The organism is Herbaspirillum sp., assembly GCF_017744395.1.
Lineage (GTDB): Bacteria > Pseudomonadota > Gammaproteobacteria > Burkholderiales > Burkholderiaceae_D > Herbaspirillum.
The window spans coordinates 366497-389030 of sequence record NZ_JAGIBI010000003.1 but is presented as its reverse complement, the minus strand read 5'-3'; the positions used below and the strand labels follow the sequence as shown (position 1 = coordinate 389030).

General features: G+C 64.3%; 22 protein-coding genes. 16 read left to right on the top strand and 6 right to left on the bottom strand.

Going from position 1 to position 22534, the window contains the following annotated elements; genetic code table 11:
• Window positions 1-327, top strand: coding sequence for a barstar family protein (locus tag J7548_RS10570; protein ID WP_290974284.1), 327 nt, complete (start codon window positions 1-3; stop codon window positions 325-327).
• Between the two features lie 431 nt (window positions 328-758).
• Here J7548_RS10570 and J7548_RS10565 read toward each other — a convergent pair whose 3' ends face one another.
• From J7548_RS10565 to J7548_RS10540, 6 genes are read right to left on the bottom strand one after another with little or no spacing between them, the layout of a single operon-like run.
• Window positions 759-1586 carry a phosphodiesterase gene (locus J7548_RS10565; RefSeq protein WP_290974282.1) on the bottom strand — a complete coding sequence of 276 codons (828 nt, stop codon included), beginning with the start codon at window positions 1584-1586 and terminating at the stop codon, window positions 759-761.
• Window positions 1583-2653 (bottom strand): ABC transporter ATP-binding protein, encoded by a 1071-nt coding sequence (locus J7548_RS10560; RefSeq protein WP_290974279.1) that lies wholly within the window; start codon window positions 2651-2653, stop codon window positions 1583-1585. The genes J7548_RS10565 and J7548_RS10560 overlap by 4 nt, the downstream gene beginning before the upstream one ends.
• Window positions 2650-3453 carry an ABC transporter permease subunit gene (locus tag J7548_RS10555; protein ID WP_290974276.1) on the bottom strand — a complete coding sequence of 268 codons (804 nt, stop codon included), beginning with the start codon at window positions 3451-3453 and terminating at the stop codon, window positions 2650-2652. The genes J7548_RS10560 and J7548_RS10555 overlap by 4 nt, the downstream gene beginning before the upstream one ends.
• A gap of 10 nt (window positions 3454-3463) precedes the next feature.
• Window positions 3464-4324, bottom strand: coding sequence for an ABC transporter permease (locus J7548_RS10550; protein ID WP_290974273.1), 861 nt, complete (start codon window positions 4322-4324; stop codon window positions 3464-3466).
• A complete protein-coding gene (locus J7548_RS10545; protein ID WP_290974271.1) occupies window positions 4324-5331 on the bottom strand; it encodes an ABC transporter substrate-binding protein in 1008 nt (335 codons plus the stop codon). Before J7548_RS10545 ends, J7548_RS10550 begins: the two co-directional genes overlap by 1 nt.
• 42 nt (window positions 5332-5373) lie before the next feature.
• Window positions 5374-6438: a LacI family DNA-binding transcriptional regulator gene (locus J7548_RS10540; RefSeq protein WP_290974269.1), complete on the bottom strand. Its 1065-nt coding sequence runs from the start codon at window positions 6436-6438 to the stop codon at window positions 5374-5376.
• Between the two features lie 247 nt (window positions 6439-6685).
• On the opposite strand from J7548_RS10540, the gene J7548_RS10535 reads away from it, so the two are divergent.
• The 15 genes from J7548_RS10535 to J7548_RS10465 all read left to right on the top strand — a co-directional run bounded on the left by J7548_RS10535 (window position 6686) and on the right by J7548_RS10465 (window position 22507).
• The gene (locus tag J7548_RS10535; RefSeq protein ID WP_290974267.1) at window positions 6686-7357 is read left to right on the top strand and encodes a DUF1120 domain-containing protein; all 672 of its coding nucleotides are present in this window, start codon (window positions 6686-6688) and stop codon (window positions 7355-7357) included.
• A 222-nt stretch (window positions 7358-7579) separates the two neighbouring features.
• Window positions 7580-10228, top strand: coding sequence for a leucine--tRNA ligase (gene leuS, locus J7548_RS10530; RefSeq protein WP_290974264.1), 2649 nt, complete (start codon window positions 7580-7582; stop codon window positions 10226-10228).
• A 16-nt stretch (window positions 10229-10244) separates the two neighbouring features.
• Entirely contained in the window at window positions 10245-10784 is a 540-nt protein-coding gene (gene lptE, locus J7548_RS10525; RefSeq protein WP_290974261.1) for an LPS assembly lipoprotein LptE, read from the top strand.
• Window positions 10785-10838: 54 nt separating this feature from the next.
• A complete protein-coding gene (gene holA / locus J7548_RS10520; protein ID WP_290974259.1) occupies window positions 10839-11858 on the top strand; it encodes a DNA polymerase III subunit delta in 1020 nt (339 codons plus the stop codon).
• A gap of 82 nt (window positions 11859-11940) precedes the next feature.
• Window positions 11941-13209 carry a glutamate-5-semialdehyde dehydrogenase gene (locus J7548_RS10515; protein ID WP_290974257.1) on the top strand — a complete coding sequence of 423 codons (1269 nt, stop codon included), beginning with the start codon at window positions 11941-11943 and terminating at the stop codon, window positions 13207-13209.
• Between the two features lie 96 nt (window positions 13210-13305).
• Window positions 13306-13731, top strand: coding sequence for a CopD family protein (locus J7548_RS10510; RefSeq protein ID WP_290974255.1), 426 nt, complete (start codon window positions 13306-13308; stop codon window positions 13729-13731).
• Window positions 13732-13778: 47 nt separating this feature from the next.
• Window positions 13779-14384: a 2-hydroxychromene-2-carboxylate isomerase gene (locus J7548_RS10505; RefSeq protein ID WP_290974253.1), complete on the top strand. Its 606-nt coding sequence runs from the start codon at window positions 13779-13781 to the stop codon at window positions 14382-14384.
• Between the two features lie 101 nt (window positions 14385-14485).
• Window positions 14486-15742: a class I SAM-dependent RNA methyltransferase gene (locus J7548_RS10500; protein WP_290974249.1), complete on the top strand. Its 1257-nt coding sequence runs from the start codon at window positions 14486-14488 to the stop codon at window positions 15740-15742.
• Window positions 15743-15895: 153 nt separating this feature from the next.
• A complete protein-coding gene (locus J7548_RS10495; RefSeq protein WP_290974246.1) occupies window positions 15896-16309 on the top strand; it encodes a DoxX family protein in 414 nt (137 codons plus the stop codon).
• Between the two features lie 62 nt (window positions 16310-16371).
• Entirely contained in the window at window positions 16372-17202 is an 831-nt protein-coding gene (locus J7548_RS10490; RefSeq protein WP_290974243.1) for a class III extradiol ring-cleavage dioxygenase, read from the top strand.
• A 55-nt stretch (window positions 17203-17257) separates the two neighbouring features.
• On the top strand, window positions 17258-18157 hold the full coding sequence (locus J7548_RS10485) for a LysR family transcriptional regulator (protein WP_290974241.1): 900 nt from the start codon (window positions 17258-17260) through the stop codon (window positions 18155-18157).
• 470 nt (window positions 18158-18627) lie between these two features.
• Window positions 18628-19155, top strand: coding sequence for a 2,4'-dihydroxyacetophenone dioxygenase family protein (locus J7548_RS10480; RefSeq protein ID WP_290974238.1), 528 nt, complete (start codon window positions 18628-18630; stop codon window positions 19153-19155).
• Window positions 19156-19446: 291 nt separating this feature from the next.
• Window positions 19447-20733 (top strand): MFS transporter, encoded by a 1287-nt coding sequence (locus J7548_RS10475; protein ID WP_290974235.1) that lies wholly within the window; start codon window positions 19447-19449, stop codon window positions 20731-20733.
• Window positions 20734-20847: 114 nt separating this feature from the next.
• Window positions 20848-21573: an SDR family oxidoreductase gene (locus J7548_RS10470; protein WP_290974233.1), complete on the top strand. Its 726-nt coding sequence runs from the start codon at window positions 20848-20850 to the stop codon at window positions 21571-21573.
• Window positions 21574-21709: 136 nt separating this feature from the next.
• Window positions 21710-22507 carry an IclR family transcriptional regulator gene (locus J7548_RS10465; protein WP_290974230.1) on the top strand — a complete coding sequence of 266 codons (798 nt, stop codon included), beginning with the start codon at window positions 21710-21712 and terminating at the stop codon, window positions 22505-22507.
• Window positions 22508-22534 lie beyond the last annotated feature (27 nt).

The following is a 22534-nucleotide window of genomic DNA, read 5'->3' as shown; positions in this document are numbered from 1 at the left end:
ATGGCTACCGTACAACTCGCGGGCGACCGCATCACCGACTGGGACAGCTTCCACACCGAAAGCGCGCAAGCCTTCGGCTTTCCGGACTTCTACGGTCGCAGCATGGATGCGTGGGTCGATTGCCTGTCCTACCTGCGCGATGACGACGGCATGTGCAAGTTCAAGCTCAAACCGAAGGAAGTGCTGCGCATCGAGATCAGCTGCAGCGCCGACTTGCATAAGCGCTTGCCGGAACTGGTAGAGGATGTGGAGTTTTGCTGTACGGCGATCAATGATCGTTGCGAGGATTATGGGGAAGAGCCGGTGCTGGAGTTGATCTGGAAGTGATGTGAGGCGCTAAACGACGCTGGGTCCTGACTTTCGTCAGGACGACGCGTAGAAGCGAGAGCGATCAAAAACACCGAAGCCGCAGGCGAGAAGCAAGCACCGCAAAGCCGAAGGCGAGCCGGACACGAAGTCCGCTTCTGACCAGCCGCTGGAGTTGCCGAAAAAATGGATCAGCAAGGCAGTCGGAGCGAAGCGACTCTGCCTTGCCCATTTTTTCGGCAACTCCAGCGGGAACCCCGAAGGGGCTGGGCAGTAGCCTTGTTGGAGCAGTGCTCCAACCCTTCTTTTGCTTACTTTTCTTGGCGAGACAAGAAAAGTGAGCGGCTGCCGGGCCGCCCCCGGCGCTCCGTTCCGACCGGAGAGAGAAAAGACTAAAGCCAGTACATCTGCACGCAGCAAGACCAGACTACCCAACAACGCAGCAACACAACTCAATCAATCAACCCATCCCCATCATAAAACGGATAAGGCCCCTCAAACTCCCCAACAAAAGCAGTATGGCTAACCAGCCCCCGCCCAACCTCATCCCACCAATGCAACTGAAACCCCGCCGGCTCCATCACAAAACATGAAGCCGCCTGCGGATCCAGATCAAGCAACACCTGGTGCGACACCCCAGGGCAAGTAGAAGCCAAAGTCCCGCCAAAGCGCCGCTGAATAGAGCGATGCAAGTGCCCGCATAACACTCGCTCAACCTGCGGATGCTTGCGCACCACCGCTTCCAGCGCCTGGATATCAGACTGAGCCAGCCCGATATCATCCATATGCCCGATACCGGTAGCAAACGGCGGATGATGCATCGCCACCACGGTAGGCTTATGCGGCTGCGCCGCCAGCACATCATCCAGCCAACGCAAACTGGCCGGCGCCAGCGCCCCGTTGCTGGAACGCGGAATCACCGTATCCAGCGCCACGATGCGCAAAGGATGGTCGTCGATCACATACTCGATACGCTCCCCGCCCTGCTGCAGGTAGGTATGATCGGGAAACGCCGCGCGCAACGCATGGCGCTCGTCATGGTTCCCCGGCAACAGGTAATACGGCATGCTCAACGGCGCCAACAGCTTGCGCAGGAAATCGTATTCGGACGGCTTGCCGAAATCGACCAGGTCGCCGGTGATCACCACGGCATCCGGCTTCTGCCGCAAGCCATTCACCTGCGCCACGCAACGGCGCAAACTCTCGGCGGTATCGACCACGCGATACGACTTCTTGCCATCGGTCTTGATATGCAGGTCGGAAATTTGTCCCAATATCATGCTGCCTCCTTGCCGGCCGGCACCTTCACCAAGGCCTCGGCCGGCACGTTCAGCGCGACAAGCTGGCCCGGCTGCCACAATCCGCGCTTGCTGGTTTCCACGATCACCGGACGGCCGGCGCCGATGTCGATCTCGAAACGGGTGCGGTCGCCCATGAAGAAGGTATTGAGAATGGCGCCGCGCAAGGTATCGCCGGCGGCATCCTCCGTCTCCAGCAACTGCACGTCTTCCGGACGGAACATGGCAGTCGCAGGCTGGCCGTCCTCCACATTATCCGGCAACGGCAGGCTGCCCGCAGGCAGCCGCAGGCGGCCGGCGCCGGCCACGCCGTCGACCCGGTTCATGGCGCCGATGAACTCGGCCACGAATGCGTTGGCCGGACAGTAATAGATATCCTGCGGACTGCCGATCTGCGAAATCCTGCCGCGCTCCATGACCACGATACGGTCGCCCAACGCCATCGCCTCGCCCTGGTCGTGGGTCACGTAGACGGCGGTAATGCCGAGCTTGCGCAGCAACTGGTTGAGGTCGCTGCGCACCGCTTCGCGCAGCTTGGCGTCGAGCGCGGTCAACGGCTCGTCCAGCAACAGCACCTTGGGTTCCACCGCCAGGGCGCGCGCCAGCGCCACGCGTTGCTTCTGGCCGCCGGAAAGCTGGTCGACGCGACGATGCGACAAGCCCTGCAGGTGCACCATCTCCAGCAACTTCTCCACCCGCTCGGCGCGCTCGTGGGCGCCGACCTTGCGGATCTTCATGCCGTAGGCGATATTCTCGCCCACCGTCATGTTGGGGAACAGCGCGTAGTTCTGGAACACCATGCCGACGCCGCGCTTCTCGATCGGCAAGGCGGTCACGTCCTCGTCGCCGAACATCACGCGCCCGCCGTGGTCGGGAAACTCCAGCCCGGCGATCATGCGCAGCGTGGTGGTCTTCCCGCAGCCCGAGGGACCCAGCAGCACCAGCGTCTCGCCGGGCCGGATTTCAAGGTCGAGCGGCTGCAGCGCGCGCGTACCATTTTCAAAGGACTTGGCGCATTGCGCCAGCCGGATCGAAACTGCTTGCTTCATAGACTTGCTCTCTTGCGTGTCGCCTGGGTCACCCACTGCATGCCGACCAGCAGCGGAATGATCATGAAAAAGAAAATCAGGGTATAGGCCGAGCCGACTTCCAGCCGCATCGAAGCGTAGGCATCGGCCAGGCCCACCGGCAGGGTCTGGGTCAGCGGCGTATGCAGCATCCAGGTGATGTTGAATTCGCCGATCGACAGCGTCACCACCATCAGCGCGCCGGCCAGGATGCCGGACATGACGTTGGGAATGACGACGCCGAAGAAGCGCCGCATCATGCCGGCGCCGAGGCTGGCCGCCGCCTCTTCCAGCAGCGCTAGCTGCGAGGACTGCATCACCGCCAGCACCGGGCGCACCATGAACGGCAGCGTGAACAGCACATGCCCCACCAGGATGAAGGCAAGGCTGGCGCGGAAGGCGCGCAGCTGGCCGTAGGCCATGATCAGCGCCAGCGCGGTGGCCAGCCCCGGCACTGCCACCGGCATCATCAGCAACTCCTCGATGATGCGCGCGACGCGGCTGCGGCCGCCCTTGTAGCGCGCCAGCATGTAGGCCAGCGGCACGCCGGCGAGCGCCGTCACCACGAGGCAGGCCAGCGCGATGAAGATGGAGCGCCAGATGGTGGGCTGGTACATCTCCCACACCTGCGCCACCCAGCGCAGCGTGAGGCCGCTGGAAATGCCGACGAAGAAATTCTCGGTCACGCCGGCCAGCATCGACAGCAGCACCGGCACGATCAGGAAGGCGCACACCAGCAGCGTGAAGGCCAGTTGCAGGTAAAAACGTAGATTGCGTTTCATCGCCATTCCCTCACGCCGCCGCAGCCACGCCGTTGCCGGTGAACGACCGCGCCAATGCCAGCACCAGCCAGGTGATCGCGCCCAGCACGATGGACAGCGACGCGGCCGCGGCAAAATTGGCATAGCCGGTGAATTCGTTATAGATGGTCATCGGCAGCACGTCGATATTGGCCGCCAGGGTGAAGGCGGTACCGAAGGCGCCGACGCTGGTGGCGAAACAGATCGCGCCCGACGAAACCAGGGCCGGCAGCAATGCCGGCAGCACCACATGCAGCAGTACTTGCCACGGCTTGGCGCCCAGCGAGCGCGCCGCCTCTTCCAGCGAAAGGTCGAGCTTCCCGGCGCCGGCCACCACGGTCAGGATCACGCGCGGGATCGAGAAGTACAGGTAACCGAGGAACAGCCCCGACAGCGAATACGCGAACACCAGTGACTCGCCGAACAGCCAGCCGATGAACGCGCCGACCAAGCCTTGGCGGCCGGCCAGCATGATCACCATGAAGCCGACCACCACGCCGGGAAACGCCAGCGGAAAAGTCAGCATTGCCAGCAACAAGGGCTTGCCGGGAAAACGGTTGCGCTGCAGGAACAGGCCGACGAAGACCGAGATCGCCAAGGTGGCGGCCGTGACCGCTGCCGACAGCGCCAGCGTCGATGCCAGGCTGGCGAAGTAATGGCGGTTGGTCAGCACCGCGAGATAGGCCATCGCGCCTTCCGGCCCGGAAGCTCCCACGCCGAGCAGGCGCACCATGGGCAGCAGCCAGAAGGCGCAGAACAGGCTCATGCCCGGCACGGCGAACCAGAGCCAGACGCCATTGCCCCTGCGCCGGTCCTGGCCCGGTGCTGCCGTTACCTGTGCTACAGCTTGCATCAGCGAACTTCCGCCAGGTAGCGCTCACCGAACTTGCGCTGCACTTCGGCCATCTTGCCGTAGTTCACCGGCTTGGCACGGGCGTATTCCGACGCCGGCAGGAAGCGCGATTCGGCTTCCTTCGACATCGCCGAGGCGCGCACCGGGCGCAGGTAGGCATTGGCCCAAATCGCCTGGCCCTGGTCGGACAGCAGGAAGTCCAGCACCTTCCTGGCCTCGGCCGGATGCGGCGCGTTCTTCACCAGCGACACCACGTAGGGCACGGTCACCGTGCCTTCGGCGGGAATCACGAAGGCAACGTTGGCGTGGTCCTTGTATTTGGCGCGATAGGCATCGAAGTCATAGCCCAGCAGGATGGGGATCTCGCCCGAGATCAGGCGCGCATACGAAGTCTGCTTGGGCACGATGGGCTGGTTCTGCTGCAGCTTCTTGAAGTAGGCGATGGCCGGCGAGAAGTCGTCCAGCGTGCCGCCCAGCGCCTGGTTGACGGCCACCGCGCCGACGTAGCCGACGAAGGCCGAGGCCGGGTCGAGGTAGCCGATCAGGCCCTTGTATTCAGGCTTTTGCAGGTCGGCCCAGGACTTTGGCACCGGCTTGCCCTTCAGGGCGTCGACGTTGACCATGATGCCCATGGTGCCGGAGTGGATGGTGAACCAGTGGCCGTCCGGATCCTTCAGGCCGTTGGGAATGTCGTTCCAATTGGCGGGCTTGTACGGCGCCACCAGATCCTTGCCCTTGGCTTCGATGCCGAAGGACACGCCAAGGTAGGTGAAGTCGGCCACCGGACTGGCCTTCTCGGCCGTCAGCTGCGCCAGGGCCTGGCCGCTGTTCTTGTTGTCCGGCGGCACGGTGATGCCGGTCTTGTCCTTGATGGCCTTGATCTGGGCGGCCCAGTCGGCCCATTCCGGCGGACAGTTGTAGCAGATCGCGGTCTGCGCGGACGCCGCGATGGATGCCGACAGCAGCATGGCGCCGGCGACGGTTTGAACAACACGTTTCAGGAACATGTCAGGTCCTCTTCAGTAGGTTGGACAACAAGAAAAAACAAGTCAGGACTGGCCCGGCGCCGCGGCCGACCCGCCGGCCCGCACCGTATGCGGCAGCACATGCCGCCTGCCACCGGCAGGCGGCGCTTTCGATTCCCCGCCGACGGCAACGCCGCGCTCGATCGCCGCCACCAGCGTGCGCAAGGCGACGTCGCCGATCTGCTCCGACGGCTGCACCACGCTGGCCAGCACCGGCTCCATCAGCGCCCCCACGGGAATGCCGTCGAAGCCCATCACCGAGATGTCCTGCGGCACGCGCAGGCCGAGCGCGCGCAGGTCGCGCATGGCGCTCATGGCCAGCAGGTCGTTGGAACAGAACAAGGCGGTGGGACGCTGGGCCGGGTCGGCCATCATCTGCTGGTAGTCGGCCGTCGCGGTGAACGTATGGCGCTCGGCTTCGATGGCCGGCAACGGGTCCAGCCCTGCCGCGCGCATCGCGTCGAGATAACCGTAGTAGCGCTGGATCGCGCGGTCCGATGCGTTGAAGCGGCCCGACAACATGCGGATGCGGCGGTGCCCGAGGCCGATCAGGTGCGCCACCGCGTCGCAGGCGGCGGCCCGGTTGTCGACCGATACCGACACCCGCGTACACGGCGATGCGCCCGGAACCGGCTGCGCCAATTGGTTGTAGGCCAGCACGAAGGGAATCTGCTCGCGCTCCAGCAGGTCGAGCGTGGCGTTGGCGCCGGCGTCGGCCACCGTCAGGATGACGCCGTCCACCCGATGGCTCAGCAGCAGTTCCACCGCGGCCGACTCGTCCTGCGGCTGGTATTCGGTGGTGGTGAACATCACCGAGTAATCGAGTTCGCGCGCGGCCAGTTCGATGCCCTGCAGGCATTGGGCGAACACCGTGTTCGACAGCGTCGGCACCACCACGCCGACCGTGCGCGAATTGCCCGCGCGCAGGTTGCGGCCGTTGAAGTTGGGACGGAAGCCCAGTTGCTCGATGCTGCGATGGATCTTCTCGGCTGTCTCGGAACTCACCGAACCGGGCTTGTTCAACAGCCGCGACACGGTGGCGATGGAGACGCCGGCCAGATTGGCCACTTGCTTGATGGAGGGTCGCACGGGAATCGCTTGACGATATGAAAACGATTACATCTTGCCGTCCGATTGTTACGGCCTAATGACCACATGCGATGCATGGGACGCCGCCGACGATGCATTTATTGCAACTCCCAAAACGTTTTTGAGACATTTCTCATATAAGTACGAGAGGCGAATCGGCAAACTGGCGTCACTGCATCAAGCAAACCAAGGCCGCAAACAGCGCGATGCACATGAATCCAACCCATAACGCCCCGAGGAAACCATCATGCAAAACATCATCGCCCGCGCCGCCTTCATCGCCACCGCCGCCCTCGCATCGGCCTCCGTCTTCGCCGGCCCCAGCACCGAACTCAAGGTCGTGGGCGTGATCAAGCCGGTTGCCTGCCCCCCCACCATCGGCAACGGTACTGCCGTGGTCGATTACGGCACCATCACCGCCGGCTCGCTGGCCGCCGGGCAGAACAAGGTGCTGGACCCCATGGAAGTGCCGTTCACCATCTCCTGCGAAGCGCCGGTCAAGATGGCGGTGACCGCCATCGACAACCGCGCCTCCAGCAAGGTGACCGGCCTGGCCTCGCGGGTGTCCGCCAGCGCCACGGAAACCGGCATGTTCGGCCTGGGCAGCGCTTCCGGCAAGAACATCGGCGCCTTCCACTTCACCATGAAGCAGGGTTCCTTCACCGGCGACGGCGTCAGCGTGGACACCATCGGCTCGATCAACTCCGCCACCCCGAGCTGGAGCAAGAGCGGCAACGGCGGCATGTCCACCGACCGCATGCTGTCGTGGGCGCCGGCCGGCAGCACCACTCCCGGTTCGTACAAGCTGATCTCCGGCACCATCGGCGTGACCGCCGTGCTGAACAAGCCGGAAAACCTGAGCCTGACCCAGGACATCAACCTGGACGGTTCGGCCACCATCGAAGTGAAGTACCTGTAAGAACCTGTTCACGAATCATCCCGAAATAGTCTTCCTCGTGCCCTCCTCCTGAGGCCATTTGCCCGCTTCGTCCGCGAAGCGGGCTTTTTTGTTTCCAGAAGGAAAATCCGGCATACCTCCGCCTCCCCAACGCCTATCGCCGCCGAACTGCCTGCCCCGGGAACGAGCCGGTATAATGCAGGGTTTCGAAATTCCAACCGTTTCCATTCGTTTCATCCCGTCATGCAAGATAAATACAGCCCAGCCGAAGTCGAACAGTCCGCGCAGCAGCATTGGAACGCCATCGACGCCTACAAGACCGTCGAACACGCCAAGGACGCCCAGGGCCGCGACAAGAAGAAGTTCTACGCCTGCTCGATGCTGCCCTACCCGTCCGGCAAGCTGCACATGGGGCACGTGCGCAACTACACCATCAATGACGTGATGTACCGCTACCTGCGCATGAACGGCTACAACGTGCTGATGCCAATGGGCTGGGACGCCTTCGGCATGCCGGCCGAGAACGCCGCGATGGCCAACGGCGTGCCGCCGGCGCAGTGGACCTATTCCAACATCGAGTACATGAAGAAGCAGATGGCCTCGATGGGCCTGGCCATCGACTGGTCGCGCGAGATGACCGCCTGCCGTCCGGAGTACTACAAGTGGAACCAGTGGATGTTCCTGAAGATGCTGGAGAAGGGCATCATCTACAAGAAGACCGGCACCGTGAACTGGGACCCGATCGACCAGACCGTGCTGGCCAACGAGCAGGTGATCGACGGCCGCGGCTGGCGCTCGGGCGCGCTGATCGAAAAGCGCGAGATCCCGATGTACTACTCCAAGATCACCGACTACGCCGACGAGTTGCTGGAGCATGTCGAGACCAAGCTGCCCGGCTGGCCGGAACGCGTGCGCCTGATGCAGGCCAACTGGATCGGCAAGTCGACCGGCGTGCGCTTCGCCTTCCCGCATGACATCAAGGGTGACGACGGCGCGCTGATCAACGACGGCAAGCTGTACGTCTTCACCACCCGCGCCGATACCATCATGGGCGTGACCTTCTGCGCCGTGGCGCCGGAACACGCGCTGGCCACGTTCGCTGCCAAGAACAAGCCGGAACTGCAGGCCTTCATCGCCGAGTGCAAGAAGGGCAGCGTCATCGAAGCCGACATGGCGACGATGGAAAAGAAGGGCATGCCGACCGGCCTGTACGTCACCCATCCGCTGACCGGCGACAAGGTCGAGGTGTGGGTCGGCAACTACGTGCTGATCACCTACGGCGACGGCGCCGTGATGGGCGTGCCGGCGCACGACGAGCGCGACTTCGCGTTCGCCAAGAAGTACAACCTGCCGATCAAGCAGGTCATCGCCGTGGACGGCAAGGATTATTCCACCGACGCCTGGGAAGAATGGTACGGCGACAAGGAAGCCGGCAAGACCATCGCTTCCGGCAAATATGACGGCCTGGGCTACCAGGCCGCGGTCGAGGCGGTCGCCGCCGACCTGGCCGCCAAGGGCCTGGGCGAGAAGAAAGTCACCTTCCGCCTGCGCGACTGGGGTATCTCGCGCCAGCGCTACTGGGGCACTCCGATCCCCATCATCCACTGCCCGGACTGCGGCGACGTGCCGGTGCCGGAAAAGGACCTGCCGGTGGTGCTGCCGGAAGACTGCGTGCCGGACGGCAGCGGCAACCCGCTGAACAAGCATGAGAAATTCCTGCACGTCGACTGCCCGACCTGCGGCAAGCCGGCGCGCCGCGAGACCGACACCATGGACACCTTCGTGGACTCGTCCTGGTATTACATGCGCTATACCTCGCCGCAAAGCGACAAGGCCATGGTCGACAGCCGCAACGACTACTGGATGCCGATGGACCAGTACATCGGCGGCATCGAGCACGCCGTGCTGCACCTGCTGTACGCGCGCTTCTGGACCAAGGTCATGCGCGACTTCGGCCTGGTCAAGTTCGACGAGCCGTTCACCAACCTGCTCACGCAGGGCATGGTGCTGAACGAAACCTACTACCGCGAAGACGCGGCCGGCAAGAAGACCTGGATCAATCCGGAAGACGTCGAACTGACCTTCGACGACAAGGGCCGCCCGGTCTCGGCGATCCTGAAGGCCGACGGCCAGCCGGTGGAAATCGGCGGCACCGAGAAGATGTCCAAGTCCAAGAACAACGGCATCGACCCGCAAGCGCAGATCGACCAGTACGGCGCCGACACCGCGCGCCTGTTCACCATGTTCGCCTCGCCGCCGGAACAGACGCTGGAATGGTCGGGCGCCGGCGTGGAAGGAGCCAACCGCTTCCTGCGCCGCGTGTGGGCGTTCGGCTTCAACAACGCCGGCCGCATCGCTACCGCCGGCAAGCTGGATGCAAGCGCGCTGGACGACAAGCAGAAGGAACTGCGCCGCGAAGTCTACAAGGTGCTGCAGCAGGCCGACCATGACTTCAAGCGCATCCAGTACAACACAGTGGTCTCGGCCTGCATGAAGATGCTCAACACGCTGGAAGGCGCCAAGCTGGAAGACAGCCCGGCCGCCAACGCCGTGATCGCCGAAGGCTTCTCGATCTTCCTGCGCGTGCTCAACCCGGTGGCGCCGCACATCACCCACGTGCTGTGGCAGGAACTGGGCTTCGCCAAGTCCTTCGGCGACATCCTCGACGCCGCCTGGCCGCAGGTCGACGCCGGCGCGCTGGAACAGAGCGAGATCAAGCTGATGGTGCAGGTCAACGGCAAGCTGCGCGGCGACGTCACCGTGCCCAAGGATGCCGACAAAGCCGCCATCGAAGCCGCCGCGCTGGGCAACGAAGATGTGAGCAAGTTCGTCACCGGCGCCCCGAAGAAGGTCATCGTGGTGCCGGGCAAGCTGGTCAACATCGTGGTCTGATTTCCAACGGATATCCATGCACGCTCAAGCACAAACAAAACGTATCGGGCAATGGCTGGCCATGCTGGCCGCCACCCTGCTGCTGGCCGCCTGCGGCTTCCACCTGCGCGGCGCGGCCGACCTGCCGTTCAAGACCATCTATCTGGGCTTCTCACCCAATTCGGCGGTCGGCGTCGAACTCAAGCGCAACATCGAGGCCAGCGGCGCCAAGGTGGTCGATGACCAGAAGGAGGCCGAGGCCGTACTGAAGGTGCTCGCGGACACCCGCGACAAACAGGTGCTGACCCTGAACACCGACGGCCGGGTGCGCGAATACGCCTTGTTCCAGCGCTTCACCTTCTCGGTGACCGACGCCAAGGGCGCGGTGACCATCCCGCCGGCCGCCATCACCCTGCGCCGCGTGATCACCTACGACGCCAACCAGGAACTGGCCAAGCAGGCTGAAGAGGCGCTGCTGTACCGCGACATGCAGTCCGACCTGGTGCAGCAGATCCTGCGCCGCCTGTCGGCCTCGAAATCGGCTATCGCCGCCGAAAACACCGATCCCGAACCCTGAGCCGCCGCATAATAAGCAAACCCGGCAAACCCGGCAAAACAGGAAGACAGTCAGATGCAACTGCGGCACGACGCCCTCGACACCCATCTCGGCAAGACGCTGGCGCCGCTGTACGTGATCGCCAGCGACGAGCACCTGCTGGCGCTGGAAGCGGCCGACAAGATCCGCCGCAGCGCGCGCGCCAACGGCTATACCGAGCGCGAAGTGCTGGTGGTCGAACGCAGCTTCAAGTGGGGTGAACTGCTGGCGGCCAACCAGTCGCAATCGCTGTTCGGCGACAAGAAACTGATCGAGCTGCGCATCCCCACCGGCAAGCCCGGCAAGGACGGCGGCGCCGCGCTGCAGGAATACGCCGCCAACCTCAGCCCCGACAACCTGACCATCATCAGCCTGCCCAAGCTGGACTGGGCCACGCAAAAGGCGGCCTGGGTCGGCGCCTTGCAGCAGGCCGCAGTCTACATCGACATCCCGCTGGTGGAGCGCGCCCAGTTGCCCGGCTGGATCGGCAACCGCCTGGCGGCCCAGCAGCAGAGCGCCGACCGCCCCTGCCTGGATTTCATCGCCGACCGCGTGGAAGGCAACCTGCTGGCCGCGCACCAGGAAATCCAGAAGCTGGCGCTGCTGCATCCGCCCGGCAAGCTCTCGTTCGAGCAAGTGCAGGACGCGGTGCTGAATGTGGCGCGCTATGACGTCTTCAAGCTCAACGAAGCCATGCTCTCCGGCGACGTCGCGCGCCTGACGCGCATGATGGACGGCCTGAAGGGCGAAGGCGAAGCGCTGCCGCTGGTGCTGTGGGCGGTGACCGAGGAAATCCGCACGCTGCTCAAACTCAAGTCCGGCATGGCGCAAGGCAAGCCGGTCGGCGCGCTGTTGAAGGAATACCGCATCTGGGGGCCGCGCGAGAAGCTGATGGAACCGGCGCTGCGCCGCATCAGCCTGTCGGCCTTGCAGGATGCGCTGCAGGAAGCCGCGCTGATCGACCGCATGGTCAAGGGCTTGCGCGCCAAGGCCTTCGCCGGCGATCCGTGGGATGCGCTGTCGCAACTGGGCCTGAAGCTGGCGCGCGGCCGCTGAAACAAGCCGTCTGGCATAAAATCAACAATTCGATATTCGGTTCCGGCGCAATACCGCACCGGAAGCGGAGGGAAACGCAATCATGGAAAACATCGAGCTCTACATGCACCGGATCGGCCAGCGCGCGCGCGCAGCTTCGCGCGCCATGGCCCGCGCCGACACCGCCGCCAAGAACCGGGCGCTACAACTGATCGCCGCCGCCATCCGGCGCGACGCCGACGCCCTGCGCGCGGCCAATGCCAAGGACCTGGAAGCGGCCCGCGCCAACGGCCTGGCGGAAGCCATGCTGGACCGCCTGACGCTATCCGACAAGGCCATCGCCACCATGGCCGAAGGCCTGGAGCAAATCGCCTCGCTGGCTGATCCGATCGGCGAGATCAGCAACATGAAATACCGCCCCACCGGCATCCAGGTCGGCCAGATGCGCGTACCGCTGGGCGTGATCGGCATCATCTACGAAGCCCGCCCGAACGTGACGGTGGACGCCGCCGGCCTGTGCATCAAGAGCGGCAACGCCACCATCCTGCGCGGCGGCTCGGAAGCGATCCACTGCAACCAGGCGCTGGCCAAGCTGGTCAAGGAAGGCCTGGCCGGCGCCGGCCTGCCGGAAGACGCGGTGCAGGTGGTCGAGACCACCGACCGCGCCGCCGTCGGCGCGCTGATCACCATGCAGGACTACGTCGACGTCATCGTGCCGCGCGGCGGCAAGGGGCTGATCGAGCGCCTGATCAAGGAATCCAAGGTGCCGATGATCAAGCACCTGGACGGCATCTGCCACGTCTACATCGACGACAAGGCCGACGCCCAAAAGGCGCTGGACGTGGCCTTCAACGCCAAGTGCCACCGCTACGGCACCTGCAACACCATGGAAACCCTGCTGGTGGCGCGCGGCATCGCCGCCGCCATCCTGCCGCCGCTGGCCGAACTGTACCGCGCCAAGGAAGTGGAGCTGCGCTGCGATCCCGAAGCCGCCGCCATCCTGGCCGGCTATCCGCTGCTCAAGGATGCCGTGCCCGAAGACTGGGACACCGAATACCTGGCGCCGATCCTGTCCATCAAGGTCGTGGCCGATATGGACGAGGCGATCGAGCACATCAACCATCACTCGTCGCAGCACACCGAGAGCATCATCACCGAGGATTACACGCGCGCCATGCGCTTCCTGCGCGAAGTGGATTCGGCCTCGGTCATGGTCAACGCCTCGACCCGCTTCGCCGACGGCTTCGAATACGGCCTGGGCGCCGAGATCGGCATTTCCAACGACAAGCTGCACGCGCGCGGCCCGGTCGGGCTGGAAGGGCTGACCTCGCTCAAGTACGTGGTGCTGGGCCAGGGCCAGGTTCGCCAGTAAGCGCAGCAATCAAGCAGACACAAGCCGCCGCCATCATGTCGCCAATGCTGATGGCGGCGGTTCGTATTCCCCCCATCGCCACCGTCAAGGAAAGCCATGCTCTGGATCAAAGCCCTGCACATCGTCTTCATCGCCTCCTGGTTCGCCGGCCTGTTCTACCTGCCGCGCATCTTCGTCAACCTGGCGCAGGAGACCGAAGTGGTCGCCCGCGAACGCCTGCTGGGCATGGCGCGCCGGCTGTACCGCTTCACCGGCATCACGGCGCTGGCGGCGCTGGGCCTGGGCGCCTGGCTGCTGGGAGTGACCTGGCAATTCTGGCAAGGCCCGGGCAACGGCTGGCTGCACGCCAAGCTGCTGCTGGTGGTGCTGGTGATCGGCTACCACCACGCCTGCGGATCCCTGCTCAAGAAATTCGAACTGGGCGAGAATAAGCGCAGCCACCTCTGGTTCCGCTGGTTCAACGAAGTCCCCGTGCTGCTGCTGCTGGGCATCGTGATCCTGGTCGTGGTCAAGCCGTTCTGATCCCGCTGTACCTGTCATCCACTCTCATCAGCCATCCGGAGCCGGTCATGAGCAAAACCTGTGAATACTTCTTCGCGCCGCATTCGCCGTTCGCCTACCTGGGCCACGAGCGCTTCGTCGCCCTCGCCGAAAAATACAAGGTGCAGATCCTGCCCAAGCCGTTCGACCTGTCGAAGATCTTCGGCGTCTCCGGCGGCCTGCCGCTGGCCAAGCGCGCCCCGCAGCGCCAGGCCTACCGCTTGAAGGAACTGGCGCGCTGGAGCGAATTCCTCGGCAAGCCGATGAACCTGCAGCCGACCTACTTCCCGGTCAACAGCGACACCGCGGCGCGCATGATCATCGCCGCCCAGCTGGCGCACGGCACCGCCGCCTCGCTCAAGCTGGCCGGCGCCGTCATGCGCGGCGTGTGGGAAGAGCAGAAGAACATCGCCGACCACGATACGCTGGTGGCGCTCGCCAACGCGCTGGGCCACGACGGCGCGGCACTGCTGAAGTCGTCGGAAACCGCCAGCGTGCAGGCCGAATTCGACCGCTTCACCGATGAAGCCAATGCCGCCAACGTGTTCGGCGCGCCTTGGTTCATCTATGACGGCGAAGGCTACTGGGGCCAGGATCGCCTGGACTTCGTCGAGCGCGCGTTCGCCAAATCCTGAGCAAGCAGCTTCAAGCGGTAAAATGACGCCGGGCCGCGAATGCGCGGCCCGGCGTCTTCATTTTGACAATAGCAGTTTCACAACGGACAAAAGGTACCCCAATGCAATCCTTCCAGACCACCTATTCCTATTTCTGCCCCTGCCCGCGCGGCCTGGAGGCGGCGCTGGCCGAAGAACTCAACGAGATCGCCCAGCACGCCGGCCCGGCCGCCGCGTTGAAGGTGCATAACCAGGTGCCGGGCGGCGTGCACTGCTCGGGCACGCTCTTGGCGGCCTACCAGTTGAACCTGCATTCGCGCATCGCCAGCCGCGTGCTGCTGCGCATGGCGCACGGTTCCTACAAGAACGAAAACGACATCTACGACCTGACCCTGGCGCAGCCGTGGGAAGACTGGTTCAAGGTCTCGCACACCATCCGCGTCGACATGACCGCCGTGAAGTCGCCGCTGCGCAGCCTGGAATTCACCACGCTCAAGATCAAGGACGCCATCTGCGACCGCTTCCTCGACCTGATGAAGCTGCGTCCCTCGGTCAACACCCGCACGCCCGACATGCGCATCGCCGGCTTCGTCGACGCGCACAACTACACGGTCTACCTCGACACCTCCGGCGAGGCGCTGTTCAAGCGCGGCTGGCGCGAAGAGACCGGCGACGCGCCGCTGCGCGAGAACCTGGCCGCCGGCCTGTTGCGCACTTCCGGCTGGAAGCCGGGCGTGCCGCTGTTCGATCCCATGTGCGGCTCCGGCACCATCCTGGCCGAAGCGGCACAAATGATCGCCGGCGTGCCGCCGGGCGCGCGCCGCCGCTTCGCCTTCGAGAAATTCAGCAACTTCAATGCCGAAGCCTGGCTGGCCATCAAGGGCGACTTCAAACCCAATCCGCTGCCGACTACGCCGACGCTGTTCGGCAGCGACATTTCGGGCGACATGGTGGAACTGACGCGCGAGAACCTGCGCCGCGCCGGCATCCAGTTCGAAGTGCCGCTCAAGCAGATCGAGGCGCAGGAGATCAAGGCGCCGACGGACGCCGACGGCAAGCCGCTGGTCGGCATCATGCTGTCCAACCCGCCGTATGGCGAACGTATCGGCGTGCGCGGCGACCGCGCGCTGCCGACCGAGGAACTGTTCACGCAATTCTTCAGCGCCTTCTCCACCACGCTCAAGCAGCGCTTCGCCGGCTGGAGCGTGTTCCTGTTCTCGGCCGACCTCGGCCTGCCCAAGCTGATGCGCCTGAAGGAATCGCGCAAGACGCCGTTCTTCAACGGCGCGCTGGAATGCCGCCTGTTCCGCTTCGACATGGTGGCCGGCTACAACCGCCGCGAAGAAGCCAAGCCGCAGTCCAGGAACAGCGAAGACTGAATCCCTCCCTCTGGCGGGAAGCGATTGTCAATCTGGATGAGACAATCCTTCCCGTCCAAGCGGATTTATCCGCTCCAGCTCTTTCCTTAAAGTGTCGTCATGGCAGCCGATCCAGTGGTCGGCACATCATTCACAGACTCTTCGGGGAAAATCATGACTACCGTCACCGTCAATACCAAAGCCGACTACGCCGCCTTCCTGCTGCGCGTCACCATGGGCATCTTCTTCCTGGTCCATGCTGGATTGAAGATCTTCGTCTTCACGCCGGCCGGCACCGTGGGCTTCTTCGCCTCGCTGGGCGTGCCCGGCTTCCTCGCCTATCCGGTGATCCTGCTGGAAGTGGTCGGCGGCATCACGCTGGTACTGGGCTACTACGGCCGCTGGCTGGCGATCCCGCTGGCGCTGGACCTGCTGGGCGCGATCGTGCTGGTGCACGGCCCGGCTGGCTTCTTCTTCACCAACCCGCATGGCGGCTGGGAATACCTGGCGCTGTGGATCGTCGGCCTGATCGCCGTCTTCCTGCTGGGCGATGGCGCGTTTGCCCTCAAGCGCGATAATCGCAACTAAGCCTCACATCAATCACTAGCGGGCCGCCACGCCATTGAGCATGGCGGCCACAGGAGAACACCATGTCCGATTCCATGCACCTGCCTTCGCTGTTCGTCTCGCACGGCTCGCCCATGCTGGCCGTGGAACCCGGCCGCACCGGCCCGCTGCTGTCGGACATCGGCATTACCCTGCCGCGGCCCAAGGCCATCGTGGTGGTCTCGCCGCATTGGGAAACCGTGACCGCGCGCGTGGGCAACCAGGTCAAGCCGACGGTGATCCACGACTTCGGCGGTTTCCCGCAGGCGCTGTATCAACTGGATTACCCGGCCCCGGGCCAACCGGCACTGGCCGAGCATGTGGCGCGCCTGCTGCGCGACGGCGGCGTGGAAGCCGGCACCGACGGCAGTTGGGGGCTGGACCACGGCGCCTGGGTGCCGCTGCGCTACCTGTATCCGCAGGCCGATGTGCCGGTAGTGCAGTTGTCGCTGCAACCGCATATGCCGCCGGAGTACCACTACCGCATCGGCCGCTTGCTGGCGCCGCTGGCGCAGGAAGGGATCCTGCTGGTCGGCTCCGGCAGCTTCACGCACAACCTGCGCGAACTGCGCCGCAACGATCCGGACTCTGCGGACGCGCCGCATACGATGGAATTCCTGCACTGGTTCCTCGACCGCATGCAGGCCGGCGACCTGGAAGGCCTGTTCGGCTACCGCAGCACCGCGCCGCACGCGGTACGCACCCATCCCAGCGACGAACACTTGCTCACGCTGTTCTTCGCCATGGGCGCGGCCGACGACTGGACGCAGTTCGTCCACCTCGACAGCGGTTCGACGTATCATAGCCTGCGCATGGATGCCTTCGCCTTCGGCACCGCCTCCAAGCTGCTGGCACAACTACCGGCCGCCGCCTGAGCCGCCGTTCCTGAACAGGGATGGCGCCCGCGCGGCGCCGTCTCGGAGATAGGGATTGAACAAACTGCGGGAAATCGAATGCTTCATCGCCGTTGCCGAACTGGGCAGCTTCGTGAAGGCCGCCGATGCGCTGGGCATCTCCAAGGCGGCGGTCTCGCGCACGGTGCTTGACCTGGAGGCGCGGCTGGGTTCGCGCCTGATGCAGCGGACCACGCGCCGCCTGTCGCTCACCGAAGCCGGTACGCTCTACCTGGAGCGCTGCAAGCAGATCGTGGCCGCGCTGGAAGAAGCCGACGACCTGCTGCTGGCCGGCGCGGCCAACCCGACCGGCCTGCTGCGCATCAACGCGCCGCACACCTTCGGCGTGCTGCATCTGGCGCCACTGTGGCCGGTGTTCATGGAGCGCCATCCCGGCGTGGCGCTGGACATCACGCTGTCGGACCGCATCGTCGATATCATCGACGAAGGATTCGACATGGCCATCCGCATCGCCCGCCTGTCCGACTCCACGCTGGTGCACCGCAAGCTGGCCACCACAAAACTGCTGGTGTGCGCCGCGCCGGCCTATCTCGAAAAACACGGCACGCCGTCCCATCCGTATGAGCTGGCGCAGCATCACACCATCAGCTACAGCTACAACGCCAGCAAGGACGACTGGCAGTTCAACGGCCCCGAAGGCACGGTCAGCGTCAAGATAAATTCGCGCATCCACGTCAACAACGGCGACAGCTGCGTGGCGGCGGCGCTGGGCGGCGCCGGCATCACGCGCCAGCCGACCTTCATGATCGACCAGTACCTGCGCAGCGGCCAACTGGTGCCGATACTTCCCGACTACACCGCGCCCGACCTGGGCATCTACGCCGTCTACCCTAGCCGCAGCCACCTCCCGCCCAAGGTGCGGGCGATGCTGGATTTCCTGTCCGAGGCGTTCAGGCAGGTGCACTGGAACGACTGAACGCCGGCTTGGCGCCAATGCCGTTCAGTGAAGCCCGCCATCTGAAAATCGTCGTCCCGGCACAAGCCTCCCATCATTTGGGATGAATTTGGCGGAAGCAGAATTTTCATCCTTCATCGCGTGTATTTCCGCGCGCTATTGCACTACACTTCGGCCTCTTCAAAATTGGTACGACCACTGCACTGGTCAGTGATTTTGTCGCGGGCAAGCGACTTCATACCCGCCAAATTGAAAATATAGCTCGTGTTTGCAAAGCATGGTTTCCCCCTGCCTCACGAACCGCAATTTTGAAGAAAAATGACGCTTCGGCGGATTGACCCCACTCATCCGCCACTCGCTTTCAGGGCGACATCCGTACCGATCACCGGCTTGACATCGATCCGCCAATCGCTCAAAGTGACCATATTGCAGACTATATGTCCATATATTAGACAAACAAGTCTACGGAACACACCTATGAGGAGACCCCGATGAGCGAACCCACGCCTGCCGCATCGAAGATGATGCCCTACCAATTTCCCAATCCCAAGGAAGCCCCGCTGGAGATCGTCGTCAACCCGGCCATTCCCGAAGACGAGCGCGTCTGGGTGCCGCAGGCCGAAAACGTCTGGTTCCGCCCGCTGTGCCTGAACGTCTCGCAAGGCTACTGGACCAACCTGCTGCGCGTGCGCAAGTCGGGCGTGCTGTCGCGCCACCGCCATCCGGCGCCGGTGCACGGCATGGTGCTGAAGGGCAAGTGGCGCTACCTGGAGCACGACTGGATCGCCGAGCAAGGCAGCTACGTGTTCGAACCGCCGGGCGAAACACATACCCTGTACGTGCCGGAAGACGTGGAAGAAATGATCACCTACTTCCACATCACCGGCGTGATGTTCTATTGCGATCCTTGGGGCAAGTTCGAAGGCTATGAAGATGTCTTCACCAAGCTGGACATGTGCCGCAAGCACTACGAAGCGGTCGGCCTGGGCGCCGACTACGTCAACCGTTTCGTGAGATAAGCATGGCCCGCAACGGCGCCGGCTGCGATTTTCAGGATGGCCAGGTGCTCGACGTACTCGATGTAAAAGAATGATCCGGGCAAGGGGCGGACGCGGGAAGGCATTGCGCTACCCGCGCCGGACCGGCCGGCAACGGCCGATCAAACACGCGCCGGCGGTCTCCACAACGCCGACAGCGACTGCGCCGCCCCATATAACGAAGCTTTCCGCATCAAGCACCGCGACATAGACGGCGCAGGCAGGAAGCAACCAAATGGCAGTCACTCATTCACTTTGGAGACGTACACTTACATGGAAACCAAAAAAGAAAAGAGCCCACGGCTCAAACGCGTCCAGGTCGTCGCGCTGACGTTCCTGATGCTGGCGGGCATCGTCAACTACCTCGACCGCAGCACCCTGTCCATCGCCAACCACTCCGTCAGCCAGGAGCTGGGGCTGTCGGCGTCGCAGATGGGCCTGCTGCTGTCGGCCTTCTCGCTGGCCTATGCCTTCTCGCAACTGCCCATCGGCGCCATGCTCGACAAGTTCGGCGCGCGCCTCATGCTGGGCGCGGGCATGTTCGTCTGGTCGGTGGCGCAACTGGCCGGCGGCTTCGTCAACTCGCTGCAGCAGTTCCTGGTGGCGCGCGTGTTCCTGGGCCTGGGCGAAGCGCCGCAGTTCCCGGCCGGCGCCAAGGTGGTGTCGGAATGGTTCGCCACACGTGAGCGCGGCGGCCCGACCGGCATCTTCGTTGCCTCCTCCACCATTGGCCCGGCCCTGGCGCCGCCGATCCTGACCGTGCTCATGCTGTCCTTCGGCTGGCGCATGATGTTCGTCATCATGGGTGTCGCCGGTATCGCGGTGTCGGTGGGCTGGTACCTGTTCTACCGCAACCGCAACGAAGTCGAACTGACCCCGTCCGAGATCCTGTACCTGGCCGACGGCGACGACACCGATCCGAACGCCAACGCCAAGCTGACTTGGAGTGAGTGGAAGAGCCTGTTCAAGTACCGCACCACCTGGGGCATGCTGTTCGGCTTCATGGGCGTGATCTACATGGTCTGGCTGTACCTGACCTGGCTGCCGGCCTACCTGGAACACGAACGCCACCTGACCATCGCGCGCACCGGCTGGGTGGTCGTCATTCCCTACATCTTCGGCACGCTGGGCATGCTGTCTTCGGGCTACATCGCCGACGGCCTGATGAAGCGCGGCATGGCCGCCATCCGCAGCCGCAAGTGGCCGCTGTGCGTCGGCCTGATCGGCGCGGGCGCCTTCACCATCCCCGCCGCCTACACGCCCAGCACCACCATGGCGATCGTCTACATCTCGCTGGCCATGGCCTTCGTGAACATGGCCTCGGGCGCGGCCTGGGCGCTGGTGTCGGTGGCGATCCCGCGCCGCCTGGTGGCCTCGCTGGGCAGCATGCAGAACTTCGGCGGCTACCTGGGCGGCTCGCTGGCCCCGGTGATCACTGGCGTGGTGGTGGACCGCACCCACTCCTTCGTCAACGCCCTGCTGATCAGCGCCGCCGTGGCGTTCGCCGCTGCGCTGGTTTACATGTTCGTCGTGAACAAGCCGATCGAGGCGCAAGCCTGACGATGACAGTGTTTCTCCCGGAAAGCGCAGGAGCCTGACCCGATGCCGCCGGCCGACAACGCCGGCGGCATCCAGCCAGTCCCCCGCACCATGAAAAATAGCAAAGGAAACCACATGACTTTCTCCCCCGACCTGTTCAAGGGCAAAACCGCGCTGGTGACCGGCGGCACGCAAGGCATCGGCGGCGCCATCGCGCGCCAGTTGGCAACGTTGGGCGCCGAGGTAATCGCCGCCGGCCTGCCGCCGTTCGCCAGCGAGGAATTCAAGGACACCGGCATTTCCCTGATCGAGATGAACGTGGCTTCCGAAGACAGCGTGCGCGCCGCGCTGGCCAGGATCCCCAGGCTCGATATCGTGGTCAACTGCGCCGGCATCATCAAGCGCGGCGCCGAGCTGGAAACCGAAGTCTTCGAACAGGTGATCGCCGTCAACCTGACCGGCACTATGCGCGTGTGCGCCGCCGCGCGCGAACTGCTGAAGCAGTCCAAGGGCTGCATCGTCAACACCGCCTCGATGCTGAGCTTTTTCGGCGGCGGCCTGGTGCCGGGCTACAGCGCCAGCAAGGGCGGCGTGGCGCAACTGACCAAGTCGCTGGCGATCGCCTACGCGGCCGACGGCATCCGCGTCAACGCGGTGGCGCCGGGCTGGATCGCCACACCGCTGACGCAAGCCCTGCAGGACGACCCGGCGCGCGCCGGCCCGATCCTGGCGCGCACCCCGCTGGGCCGCTGGGGCACGCCGGAAGACATCGGCAACGTGGTGGCCTTCCTGTGCGCCCCGGCCGCTTCCTTCATGACCGGCACCATCGTCCCGGTGGACGGCGGCTATTTGGTGTCTTAAGTACAGATTGCATGCCATTTGCCCGCGTCTGCACCTCCATGCCGGCGCGGGCTTTTTTGATTAAGGCAGCGCAATCCGCTCCGCTATAATCGCCGCCGTATCCCGCAACAACGAATCCACCAGCCAGGCAGCGCCCATGTCCGCACCCGATAAAGCCACGGAAGACCAGACCAAGATCGCCGGCACCGCCGCCTTTTCCAAGTTCATGGCCGTGCTGCAACTGATCGCCGACCAGGACGCGCCGCTGAGCATCGCGCAACTGGCCGCCTTGTCCGGCTATCCGCGCCCGACCGTCTACCGTATCCTGGCCGCGCTGATGGCCGAAGGCATGGTGCTGGAAAACCCGCGCACCAAGCAGTTCGAAGTCGGCCCGCGCCTGATCAACCTGGCCAGCCGCGCCTGGGACCGCAGCGACATCCGCGCCACCGCCATCGAGCACCTGCGCGCGCTGCGCGACGCCACGCGAGAAACCGTTCACCTGGCGCTGCCTTCCGACGCCGGCATGGTCTACATCGAGAAACTGGAAAGCCCGCAGGCGGTGCGCATGGACTCGCGCATCGGCACGCGCGTGACGCTCTATTCCAGTTCGGTGGGCAAGTCTTATCTGGCCGCGCTGGACGAGGAACGCCGCGAACGGCTGCTGCGCGGCATCCGCATGGAACGCTTCACCGAACACACCATCACCGACCTCGCCGCCCTGCGCCGCGAGATCGAAGAAACCCGCGCGCGCGGCTACGCCGAAGACCGCGAAGAGAACGAAGCGCAGATCTTCTGCTACGGCGCCGCCATCATCGGCCCGGACGGCCTGCCGGCGGCCTGCATCAGCATCAGCATCCCGCTGTTCCGCAGGCTGGAAGACCCGCTGCAAACCTACGTCAAACCCCTGCTCGACACCTGCGCCGCCATCTCGCGCAAGCTGGCCGGCCCGGGCTGAAGCCGTTCGCCGCAACACGGCAACCAA